General features: G+C 68.6%; 8 protein-coding genes and 1 pseudogene. 3 read left to right on the top strand and 6 right to left on the bottom strand.

The features are described from left to right. Window positions 1-2303: xanthine dehydrogenase molybdopterin binding subunit (xdhB, locus tag AC27KI_RS00630; RefSeq protein WP_487112153.1), on the top strand; the 2303-nt coding region annotated here is incomplete at its 5' end. Here the strand turns inward: xdhB and AC27KI_RS00625 are convergent. Both AC27KI_RS00625 and AC27KI_RS00620 read right to left on the bottom strand, forming a co-directional pair. After that, window positions 2291-4087 (bottom strand): TonB-dependent receptor domain-containing protein, encoded by a 1797-nt coding sequence (locus AC27KI_RS00625; protein WP_487112151.1) that lies wholly within the window; start codon window positions 4085-4087, stop codon window positions 2291-2293. The genes xdhB and AC27KI_RS00625 overlap by 13 nt on opposite strands. Before the next feature lie 99 nt (window positions 4088-4186). Continuing rightward, complete coding sequence (locus AC27KI_RS00620; protein ID WP_487087961.1) at window positions 4187-5125, bottom strand: HTH-type transcriptional regulator ArgP; 939 nt, start codon at window positions 5123-5125, stop codon at window positions 4187-4189. A gap of 68 nt (window positions 5126-5193) precedes the next feature. Between AC27KI_RS00620 and AC27KI_RS00615 the strand changes: the two genes are divergently transcribed. Then, window positions 5194-5850 (top strand): LysE/ArgO family amino acid transporter, encoded by a 657-nt coding sequence (locus AC27KI_RS00615; protein ID WP_487087962.1) that lies wholly within the window; start codon window positions 5194-5196, stop codon window positions 5848-5850. Window positions 5851-5966: 116 nt separating this feature from the next. Here the strand turns inward: AC27KI_RS00615 and AC27KI_RS00610 are convergent, their stop codons facing one another. Continuing rightward, a complete protein-coding gene (locus AC27KI_RS00610; RefSeq protein ID WP_487087964.1) occupies window positions 5967-6860 on the bottom strand; it encodes a LysR family transcriptional regulator in 894 nt (297 codons plus the stop codon). On the opposite strand from AC27KI_RS00610, the pseudogene AC27KI_RS00605 reads away from it, so the two are divergent. Then, a pseudogene (locus tag AC27KI_RS00605) lies at window positions 6835-7641 on the top strand (SDR family NAD(P)-dependent oxidoreductase); the annotation flags it as partial. The gene AC27KI_RS00610 and the pseudogene AC27KI_RS00605 overlap by 26 nt on opposite strands. Window positions 7642-7902: 261 nt before the next feature. Here AC27KI_RS00605 and AC27KI_RS00600 read toward each other — a convergent pair. From AC27KI_RS00600 to AC27KI_RS00590, 3 genes are all read right to left on the bottom strand, one after another. Then, a complete protein-coding gene (locus AC27KI_RS00600; RefSeq protein ID WP_487088005.1) occupies window positions 7903-8688 on the bottom strand; it encodes a MetQ/NlpA family ABC transporter substrate-binding protein in 786 nt (261 codons plus the stop codon). A 256-nt stretch (window positions 8689-8944) separates the two neighbouring features. After that, window positions 8945-9658, bottom strand: coding sequence for a phosphoserine phosphatase SerB (serB, locus tag AC27KI_RS00595; RefSeq protein ID WP_272564097.1), 714 nt, complete (start codon window positions 9656-9658; stop codon window positions 8945-8947). 158 nt (window positions 9659-9816) lie between these two features. After that, entirely contained in the window at window positions 9817-10794 is a 978-nt protein-coding gene (locus AC27KI_RS00590; protein WP_487087968.1) for a Bug family tripartite tricarboxylate transporter substrate binding protein, read from the bottom strand. Window positions 10795-10960: the final 166 nt, after the last annotated feature.

The following is a 10960-nucleotide window of genomic DNA, read 5'->3' as shown; positions in this document are numbered from 1 at the left end:
CCGCTCGCACCCCCACGAAAAGCGCGCGCGCCCAGGTGGCGGGCAGCGCCCATTACATCGACGACCTGCCCGAGGTGAAGGGCACGCTGTATGCCGCGCCCATCCTCTCGCCCGTGGCGCACGGGCGCCTGAACGGGGTGGACACCCGCGCGGCGCTGGCCCTGCCCGGCGTGCACGGCGTGGTGCTCAGCGCCGACGTGCCGGGCGACAAGCTGCTGGCTGCCTTCGCGCACGACGAGCCCGTGTTCGCCATCGACACCGTGCAGCACGTGGGCCAGGTGATCGGCCTGGTGGTGGCCGATTCGGTCATGCAGGCCCGCCGCGCCGCGCGCGCCGTGGTGCCGGACATCACCCCCCCTGCCCGCGGTGCTGACCGTGCACGAGGCGCTGGCCGCCGAAAGCTACGTGCTGCCGCCCGTCTTCGTTGGCGCCGCGGCGACGCCGACGCGGGCCTGGGCCGCGCGGCGCACCGGCTGCAGGGCCGCTTCGAGGTCGGCGGGCAGGAGCATTTCTACCTGGAGGGCCAGATCGCCTACGCGCTGCCGCTGGAGCAGCGGCAGTGGTGGATCCACTCCAGCACCCAGCACCCGGGCGAGGTGCAGCACTGGGTGGCGCATGCCCTGGGGCTGGAGAACCACGCGGTGCGCGTGGAATGCCGGCGCCTGGGCGGGGGCTTCGGCGGCAAGGAGACGCAGGCCGGCCACCTGGCCGTGTGGGCGGCGGTGGCGGCGAACCAATTCGGTCGCCCGGTCAAGCTGCGGCTGGACCGGGACGAGGATTTCATGGTGACGGGCAAGCGCCACCCGTTCGCCTACGAATACGACGTGGGCTTCGACGGCACGGGCCGCATCACGGGCCTGCGGCTGCGCATGGCGGCCAACTGCGGCTTCTCGGCCGACCTGTCGGGCCCCGTGGCCGACCGCGCCGTGTTCCACAGCGACAACGCGTACTTCCTGGAAAACGTCGAGATCGCCTCGTACCGCTGCAAGACGAACACGCAGAGCCACACGGCCTTTCGCGGCTTCGGCGGGCCGCAGGGCGTGATCGCCATCGAGGCCATTCTGGGCGACATCGCGCGGGCCCTGGGGTGCGATGGGCTCGCGGTGCGCATGCGCAACCTCTACGGCACCACCGACCGCAACGTCACCCACTACCAGATGCCGGTGGAGGACAACATCCTCCACGATCTGCTACCAAAATTAGAGCAATCCAGCCAATATAAACGCCGGCATGAGGCCATTTTGGCCTGGAATGCCGCGAGCCCGGTGCTCAAGCGCGGGCTGGCGATCACGCCGGTGAAGTTCGGCATCAGCTTCACCGCCACGCTGTTCAACCAGGCCGGCGCGCTGGTGCACGTGTACACCGATGGCAGCGTGCAGGTGAACCACGGCGGCACCGAGATGGGCCAGGGCCTGCACACCAAGGTGGCGCAGATCGTGGCCGACGAACTGGGCGTGCCGCTGGCGCGCGTGCTGGTGACCGCCAGCGACACCAGCAAGGTGCCCAATGCCAGCGCCACGGCCGCATCGAGCGGCACCGACCTGAACGGCCGCGCTGCCCAGTTCGCCGCGCGCCACGTGCGCGACAACCTCGCCGCCTTCGTGTGCGGCCTGGACCACTGCGGCGCCGGCGAGGTGCAATTCGCCGGCGGGCAGGTCATCACGCCCCACGCCGTGCGCAACTGGGGCGACGTGGTGAAGGAGGCCTATGCCAACCGCATCCAGCTGTGGAGCGACGGCTTTTACCGCACGCCCAAGATCCACTACGACAAGGCCACGCTCACCGGCCGGCCGTTCTACTACTTCGCCTACGGCGCGGCCTGCACCGAGGTGGCCATCGACACGCTCACCGGCGAGAGCCGCGTGCTGGCGGTGGACATCCTGCACGACGTGGGCCGCAGCATCAACCCGGCCATCGACATCGGCCAGATCGAGGGCGGCTTCGTGCAGGGCATGGGCTGGCTCACGACCGAGCAGCTGGTGTGGAACGACCAGGGCCGGCTCACCACCCACGCGCCCAGCACCTACAAGATCCCGGCCACGGGTGACATCCCCGAACGCTTCACCGTGGCGCTGTGGCACGAGGCCAACCGGGAAGACAACGTGGGCGGCAGCAAGGCCGTGGGCGAGCCGCCGTTCATGCTGGCCATCAGCGTGTACGAGGCCCTGCGCAACGCGATTGCCGCAGCGCGCCCGGCTGAGGCGGCCCGGGAGCCGGTCACGCTGACCGCGCCCGCCACGGCCGAGAACGTGCTCCGGGCACTGGGCGGGATGGACGGGCCGGCGGACGCTCAGAAGCGGTAGGTGGCCGAGACGAACGCGTTGCGCCCCTGGCCCGGCGTGATCCAGCGGCTCACGTGCAGGTGGCTCGACACGAAGTAGTGTTGGTCGAACAGGTTGCGCACCGTCGCCTGGACCTCGACGCTCTGGCCGTTGGCCAGCTTCGCCGTCCAGGTCTGGCTCAGGTCGACGCGCGCGTAGCCCGGCAGCACCGTGGTGTTGGCCTCGTCGGCGAAGCGCCGGCTTTGCAGGTACAGGCCCGCGCCCGTCTTCCACTGCGCATTCCAGGCGTACTGCGCCCACAGCGTGGCCGCATGCCGGGCCACGTTCGGCACGGACATGCCGCCGTACACGGGGTTCTGCAGGTACTTCGCATGGGTGAAGGCATAGGTGGCGGCCACGGTCACCCGGTCCGTCACCTGGCCGGACAGCGACGCCTCGATGCCCTGCGACCGCGCGCTGCCGGCCGTGGTGAAGTCGAAGTTGTTCAGCGGCGTGCTCAGGTCGGACGCGATCATGTTCTTCTGATCGAGGCGGTACACCGCCAGGTCGCTGACCACCGCGCCGCCGCGCCACAGCGATTTCCAGCCGGCTTCGACCTGCGCCGAACGGCGCGAGGGCAGGGACTGGTTCGACGATGAAGCCACCTGGTTGGGCGAGGTGCCGGTGGACACGTTGGCATACAGCGTATCGGTCTCCGACAGCCGGCGCAGCACCGCCAGCTTCGGGTTCCACCGCGACTCCTCCACGGGCAGCACGCCGGCCGTGCCGTACAGGAAGCGCTGGCGCGTGAAGCGAAGGCCCGCCACCACCGACCAGGCGCCGAAGTCGATCTGATCCTGGGCGGACACCGACACGGATTCGAGATCCTGCGTCGTCAGGCTCTGCGCCAGCACCGCACCGGCCGGGGGCGCGGTCACCCGCCCGTAGACCGGGTTGAACACGTTGATGCTCGGGCTGGTGGACGCCGGCACCGACAGCGCGGGCTGGTTCAGCACCTCCTTGTAGTAGTCCGCCCCGAAGTACAACTGGTGCGTCACCGCGCCGGTGCCCTGCGTGCTGGAAAGCGCGGTCGAGAACGAGTCGATGCGGCGCTCTGTGCCCGGCTCCCAGGCCGAGACCCGGGCATAGGTGCCGGCGGGCTGGCCCGCCAGCGGCGAGCCGTTCAGCAGGTTCTTGATGGAGGTCGAATGCGCCTGCAGGTGCGTGAAATCGGCCGACCAGCGCGTGTGGGCCGACAGGGCGACATCGCCGTGCAGGTCGTAGATGCGGTTGTCGGTGGTCGAGTCGCCGAAGGGCTCGCCGAACTGCCGGTCCCGTGGCACGGCGACCGGCCGCCCGCCCAGCGCGGGAAGTCCATAGTCCGGCTGGTAGGTCTGGTTGGTGGCCTCCACGTTGGCACGCAGGTGGTAGCGGTTGCCATCGCTTTGGGCCAGGCCCAGCTTGATGCCGTCGAGGCGGTCTTCCACATGCCGCCATTGGCTGGCCTGGGACCGCGTGGCCGTCACGCGGGCGGCCAGTTCGTTCTCGGCCGACAACACGCGGTTCAGGTCGATGGATGCCTCCAGCGCGCCGTGCCGCGCGAGCACGTTGCGGCGGTAGCGCCGGCTGCCCAGCGCCACCGTGCTCCAGAAGTCCACCATGCGCGCCAGGTGCGGCTCCCAGCGGTCCTGCAGCGCCGCGTCGAACACGGGGCCCAGCAGGGCATCGGCGCGCACGTCGGCGTAGAAGCTGTGCACGAGGTCGGTGATGCCCGCCAGGTCCAGGGTGTGCCGAACGGGGGGCTGAAGGGGGGCGGTTGAATCCATCGGATCGGTGCGCGGGGCTGCGCGGTGGTTGAAGTCGTCGGGTGGTCGGGTGGTCGGGTGGGTTGGACCGGGCCGGGGCAGAGCATGCCCGTTCCGGCGTCAAGGGGTTTGACGCGCAGCAAGCGATGGTCGCGCCGTGCCGTCGCCCAGCCAGGCCCCCGCCGCCGCCATCACGCAGCGCGTGAGCCGCTCCAGCCCCGCCTGGGCCGAGCGCGGCAGCGCCCAGTACAGGGGCACGTCCATCCCCGCCTGCGGCCGAAGCTCCACCAGCGTGCCATCGGCCAGTTGCCGCTCGATCAGCACCGTGGGATGCATGCCCCAGCCCATGCCGACCTCGCAGCTGCGCAGGAAGCCCTGGTTGGACGGCATGAAGTGGCGGGGCGGATGGCGGCGCGAGGCCAGGCCCTGGCGCTGCAGCCACTGGTCCTGCAGGCGGTCGTTGCGGCCATAGACCATCATGGGCGCGAGCGCGGCAGTCTCGGGCGTCACGCCGCCGCCGAAGTGGCGCTCCACGAATGGCGGGCTGCCGACCGCCACATAGTGCATGGCGCCCAGCGGCCAGGTGTTGCAGCCCGCGATGCTGCCGGCGCTGGCGGTGACGGCGGCGATCACCTCGCCTTCGCGCAGTCGCTGGGCGGTGTGTTCCTGGTCGTCGATGCGGATGTCCAGCAGCTCGTTGCCTCCTGCGGTGAAGGCCGCCATCGCGTCCATGAACCAGGTCGACAGGGAATCGGCATTCACCGCCAGCTTCAATGTGGGGGCTGGCGCCTGGGTGTCGGGCATCAACGCAGGGTTGGCACGGCGCAGTTCGTTTTCCAGCAAGGCCACCTGTTCCACGTGCAGGCAGAGCCGGCGGCCCGCGTCGGTGCCCGTGCACGGCGTTCCGCGCAGCACCAGCACCTGGCCTGCGCGCTCCTCCAACTGCTTCACGCGCTGCGAGATGGCCGAGGGCGTGACGTGCAGCTTGCGCGCAGCGCGCTCGAAGCTGCCTTCGCGCACCACGGCCGCCAAGGCTTCCAGGCCGGCATAGTCCAGCATTAGTTTTGCTTCATATTGCTTAGATACTTTAAGTTTACTTAAATCAAAGCGGTTCGGACAATTCACCCATGTGGATCGCCTCGCCCTCCTTTTCTGCCGCTTCCGTCTCCGCCTCGTGGCTGGCCGGATTCACGGTGTGCCTGACGTTGATCGTCTCCATCGGCGCACAGAACCTGTTTGTGCTGCGCCAGGCCGTGCAGGGCCGCCATGTACGCGCCTGCATTGCCTGGTGCGTCATCAGCGACGCGTTGCTGGTGGCGGTGGGCGTGGCCGGCATGGCGCAGCTGCTGGGCCGATCGCCCACGCTGGCGTGGTGCCTGACGTTGGGCGGGGCGGTGTTCCTGTTCGCGTACGGATGCTTTGCGTGGCACCGGGCGTTCTGCGCGCCGCAGGCGGCGCTGGCCGCCACGGGGCGGGCCGAACGCAGTGCACTGGGCGTCGTCGGCGCGCTGGCCGTCATCACGCTGCTCAATCCGCACGTGTACCTGGACACCGTGGTGCTGATCGGGTCGATTGGCGCGCGGCAGGATGGCGGCCTGAAGTGGGTCTTCGTGGTGGGTGCCGCCTGCGCCAGCCTGCTGTGGTTTCTCGTGCTGGCCTTCGCGGGTCGGCGGCTGCAGCACGTGTTCGCCGATCCGCGCGCGTGGCGAGTGCTCGACACGTTGACGGGTGCCACCATGTTTGCGCTGGCGTGGTGGGTGGCGCGCAGCCTGCAGGGCGATTGATCCGGCGAGCGAGCGAGTGAGCGCGCCGGCGGCGGTGCCGCCACGTGCGGATCACCGAGCCGCAGCGCCTTCGCTCGATCACCGTGCTGCCCGCTTGGTGCAGCGTGGCGCGGCCTTCAGGGCTTCGCGCGGGCCTGCAGGAAGTCAATGAACACGCGCAGCTTGCGCGGCACGTGGGTGCGGCTCGGGTGGTAGAGGTGGAAGCCCGGAAAGGTCGGCCACCAGGGCTTGAGCACCGGCATCAGCCGGCCTGCGGCGATGTCGTCGGCCACCTGCACTTCGAACACGCAGGCGATGCCGGCGCCGGCGCGCACTGCCGCGACCAGGATGTCTCCGTCGTTCGAGATCAGCGGCCCCTGCACTTCCACCTCGACCGCGCGCCCCCTGTTCGTGTATTCCCAGCGGTAGATCCCTCCGCCCAGCCGCACGTTGAGGCAGCGATGGCCGGCCAGGTCCTGGGGCACCTGCGGCAAGGCGCGTCCTTGCAGGTAACGGGGGGACGCCACCGTTGCGATGCGCTGCCGCCCGCCGATGGGCACGGCCACCACGTCCTGCGCCAGATACTCCCCCAGTCGGATGCCGGCATCGAAGCCGCCAGCCACGATGTCGAGCAGCGCGTTGTCGCAATGCAGGTCGAGCGTGATGTCCGGGAATTCCGCGAGGAACGCCTGCAGGTGCGGTAGCACCACGATGTCGGCGGCGGTGCGCGAAACATTGAGCCGCAGCAGCCCTGACGGCCTGTCCCGCGACTCGTTCATGCCTTCGATGGCAAGCGCCAACGACGCCAGGCTCGGCTGCGCCTGTGCCAGGAACCGCTGGCCCAGTTCAGTGACGCCGACGCGCCGCGTCGAACGGTCAAGCAGCCGCACACCCAGACTGGCTTCCAGCTTGCGGATCGTCTGCGAAAGCGCCGACGGCGACACACCCAGTTCCGTGGCGGCCCGGGTGAAGCTCGCATGGTGCGCAACGCGCGCGAACGCGGCAATGGGGGCAAGGAGATCGGGGGACATGGCGCCGATTGTGAAGCACTGCTTCATGCCGCATGCCGCGAGCACCCATTTATCTGAAGCGACGTTGTGCCTATCGTTGGCGCTTCTCCGGCCCGGCGCCGATGGGAATCCCAGCACTTCATTCCTCCACCCTCATCACCCCAAAGGAAAATCCATGAGCTCACTCTCGGGCAAGGTCGCGATCGTCACCGGTTCATCCAAAGGCATCGGTGCCGGCATCGCCGAGCGACTGGCCGCCGATGGCGCGTCCATCGTCGTGAACTACGCCACCGCCGCATCGGACGCGGACGCCGTTGTGCGCCGCATCACCGCCGCCGGTGGCCGGGCAGTCGCCGCGCAGGCAGACCTCTCGCAGCCATCGCAGATCCAGCCGTTGATCGATGCTGCCCTTGCACAGTTCGGTCGGCTGGACATCCTCGTGAACAATGCGGGCATCTACCGCATGGACTCGCTGGATTCGCTGACGGCGGACAGCATCGATGCCCACTTCGCGCTCAACGTGCGGGGTTTGCTTTTGACCACGCAGGCTGCTGCGCGCGTGCTGCCGGCGGGTGGCGTCGTGGTCAACATCAGTTCGGGGCTGGCCAAGAGTCCCTACCCGGTGGTGCATGCCTACTCGGCCACCAAGGGCGCCGTCGACACGCTGACGCGTTCGCTGGCCATAGAGCTTGGACCCCGCCAGATCCGGGTGGTGGGCATCGCCCCGGGCTTCGTGAAAACGGAAGGCAGTGCCGATGCCCCCAAGGAAATGGTCGACATGCTGGTCGGCAAGACGCCGCTCGGCCGGGTGGGGACGCCGGCGGACATCGCCGACGCCGTGGCGTTCGCGGTGTCGCAGCGCGGTGGATGGTCACCGGAACGACCATCGACGTTGCCGGGGGCATGGTGTTCTGAGCCCCATCGGAGTCCGGCGGCTCAAAGCGCCGGTGCGCTGCTGGCGCTGGCCACCGGAGGCGACGGCCGTCTGCAGGCGACGCGGCCCGCACGCATCGCCGCGTGTGCCAGTGCGTGCGGGCCGCGCAGGCGCGACGTTGGTCCGCCCTCAGAACGCGGGCACCACGGCGCCCTGGTACTTGTCCTGGATGAACTTCTTCACTTCCGGCGTGTGCAGCGCCTTCACCAGCTTCTGGATGCGGGGGTCGTTGGCGCGGTCGGCGCGCGCGGCCACCAGGTTGGCGTAGGGCGAGTCAGCGCCTTCGATGAACAGCGCGTCCTTGGTGGGGTTGAGCTTGGCCTCGATGGCGTAGTTGGTGTTGATGAGCGCCAGGTCCACGTCCTGCAGCGCGCGCGGCAGCAGGGCGGCTTCGAGTTCGCGGAATTTGAGCTTCTTGGGGTTCTTCACGATGTCGATCGGGGTGGCCGTGATGTTCTTGGGGTCCTTCAGCTCGATCAGGCCCTGCTTTTGCAGCAGGATCAGCGCGCGGCCAGCGTTGGACGGGTCGTTGGGGATGGCGACCAGAGCGCCTTCCTTGAGCTCGCCCACGGCCTTGATCTTCCGGGAGTAGGCGCCGAAGGGCTCCACGTGCACCTTGCCGTCGGGCACGGCGACGATGCTGCTCTTGCGGTCCTTGTTGTAGCTGTCCAGGTAGGGCTGGTGCTGGAAGAAGTTGGCGTCCAGCTGCTTGTCTTCCACCGCGGCATTGGGCTGGATGTAGTCGCTGAATTCCTTGACCTGCAGGTCCACGCCCTGGGCCTTGAGCTGCGGCTTCACGAAGTTCAGGATTTCCGCATGCGGCACCGCCGAGGCCGCGACCTTGAGCACATCGGCGGCATGCGCCGAGAAGACCAAGGTGGCAACGGCAATGGCGGACAGCGTTTTCTTCAGCATGGAGAGGGCTTTCATTTCAGTCGGTTGGATCGGTCGGCGGACGCCCCAGCGCGCGCCGTTAGAAGACGTGAATGTAGTGAAGGGCGCGGGCATGCGCCATTCTTTTATTTTCATATCGATATAACGAGCGATCCTCTTATGCGATCCAGCGGATCGCAGTTCGAATGAAAAGAGGCTGATGCCCTAGTATCGTTTGGCTTGGTTGCTATTGAAATAATAGCAATCGGGGTGGCGCGCCGATGGGCACGCCAGGGCGTCAGCGCAGCACTTCCAGCAGACGATCCAACCCGCCTTCGTTGATCGCCACCTTGGCCTGGGCCCGCACCGCCGGCTTGGCGTGGTAGGCCACCGACAGGCCCGCGGCTCCCATCATGGGCAGGTCGTTGGCGCCGTCACCCACGGCAATGGCCTGGCTGGGCGAAATGCCCAGGAGCGAGGCCACTTCCAGCAGCGTCCGGCGTTTCTCGGCGCCGTCGCAGATGTCGCCCCAGGCCTGGTCCACCATGCGGCCGGTGAGCACGCCGTCCTCGACCTCCAACTGGTTCGACCGCGCGAGATCGATGCCTAGCCCGGCGCGGACCCGGTCGGCGAAGAACGTGAAGCCGCCCGAGACCAGCAGCGTGGTCAAGCCCGCGGAGCGGGCCGCCGCCACCAGTTCCTTGGCGCCGGGGTTGAAGCGCAGCCGCTCGGCGAACACGTGTTCCAGGTGCCCGACGGTCACGCCGCGCAGCAGGGCCACGCGCTGGCGCAGGCTTTCCTTGTAGTCGGTGATCAGGCCCTGCATGGCGGCCTCGGTGATGGCGGCCACTTCGGCCTTGCGGCCCGCCGCGTCGGCGATCTCGTCCACGCACTCGATGTTGATCAGGGTGGAGTCCATGTCGAATGCGATGAGCTTGAAGTCCGACAGGGACAGCGGGGTGGAAAGGCCTTGGACGACAAGGCCGGGAGCGAATTCGGTGGCGGCACTCATGGATGGGGGGAGGAAAGATCCTGCGGCGAAGACAAAAGGAAGGGGAGGGGACTGCCCGGCGCGCAGCGGCGGCGTTCCGGGACACAGCGGGGATTATCCCCAGGTCGCCTGCCGCTGCCTGCCTCTGCCGGGATCGCTGCCGCTCCCGCCTCGTTGCTTCACTGGGGCGCCAGCCCGGCCGCCTTGACCAGTTCGGCGTGCAGTTTGATTTCCGCGGCGATGGTGTCCTGCAGTTGCTGGGTGGTGCCGGGCGCCACCTCCATGCCGCTGGCCGCCAGCCGGGTCTGGGTGTCACCCGCCAAGGCGGTGTGGGCGGCGCTGCGCAGCCGGTCGATGACGGGCTGCGGCGTCCTGGCCGGTGCCAGCAGGCCGACCCAGGCCGACAGTTCCACCTGCGGCACGCCGCTTTCCGCCATGGTGGGCACCTGCGGCAGCACCGCCGAACGCTGCGCGCTCATCACCGCCAGCGCCTGCAGCTTGCCCGACTGGATGTGCGGCAACGCTTCGGGCAGCACGGCGAACATGAGGTCCACGTTGCCCGCCAGCGTGTCGTTGATGGCCGGGGCACCGCCCTTGTACGGCACATGCAGCATGCTCGATTGCGTGCGGGTGCCGAACATCAGCGCCGCCAGGTGCTGCGGGCTGCCGTCGCCCGACGATGCGTAGGTCACCCGGCCCGGCGCGGCCCGGGCCGCCTGCAGCACGGCGGCCACGCTCGGAAACTTCTGCGCGTCCTTGGCCACCAGCACCATCGGCTGGTTCACCAGCTTGGTGATGGGCACGAAGTCGGCCTGCGGGTCATAGGGCAGGGTCTTGAAGATGCTCTTGTTGGTGGTCAGGAACGACGCGGGCGACACCATGATCGTGTAGCCGTCCGGCGCCGCACGGGCCACCATGGGCGTGCCGATCTGGCCCGAAGCGCCCGCCTTGTTGTCCACCACGAACGGCTGGCCCAGTTCGGCCGCCATCTTCTGGCCCACCATGCGCGCGATCATGTCGGCGCTGCCGCCAGCGGGGAGCGCGACGATCACTTTCACCGGGCGGTCCGGGTAGGTGCCCTGGGCCAGCGCGGGCGCTGCCGTGGCCACGAGGCCGAGGGCGCAGAAAAATGCCGGGATCGGGCGTGCAACACGCATGGGCGGACTCCTTGGATCGGTTGGAACGAATGGCCGCCGGTGCCATCCCGGCGCGTGCCATCGTCCAAGCAATTCCTGCACCCGTTCGCGGTGTGCTGGCGCGTGCGCCAGCGATTGGCATGTCGGATGCTATTATTTTTATAGCTATATGCCCTAGTACTTATTG

The organism is Acidovorax sp. KPB24-03 (genome assembly GCF_057546605.1).
Note: the sequence above shows the minus strand (reverse complement) of the source record. Positions and strands in the feature narration are given on the sequence as shown.

What these genes read in the sequence shown, in the direction of transcription:
- AC27KI_RS00610 (WP_487087964.1), bottom strand. Translation starts at nt 6,860, where the DNA reads ATGTCCCCCGATCTCCTTGCCCCCATTGCCGCGTTCGCGCGCGTTGCG.
- AC27KI_RS00625 (WP_487112151.1), bottom strand. Translation starts at nt 4,087, where the DNA reads ATGGATTCAACCGCCCCCCTTCAGCCCCCCGTTCGGCACACCCTGGAC.
- serB (WP_272564097.1), bottom strand. Translation starts at nt 9,658, where the DNA reads ATGAGTGCCGCCACCGAATTCGCTCCCGGCCTTGTCGTCCAAGGCCTT.
- AC27KI_RS00590 (WP_487087968.1), bottom strand. Translation starts at nt 10,794, where the DNA reads ATGCGTGTTGCACGCCCGATCCCGGCATTTTTCTGCGCCCTCGGCCTC.
- AC27KI_RS00620 (WP_487087961.1), bottom strand. Translation starts at nt 5,125, where the DNA reads ATGCTGGACTATGCCGGCCTGGAAGCCTTGGCGGCCGTGGTGCGCGAA.
- AC27KI_RS00615 (WP_487087962.1), top strand. Translation starts at nt 5,194, where the DNA reads ATGTGGATCGCCTCGCCCTCCTTTTCTGCCGCTTCCGTCTCCGCCTCG.
- AC27KI_RS00600 (WP_487088005.1), bottom strand. Translation starts at nt 8,688, where the DNA reads ATGCTGAAGAAAACGCTGTCCGCCATTGCCGTTGCCACCTTGGTCTTC.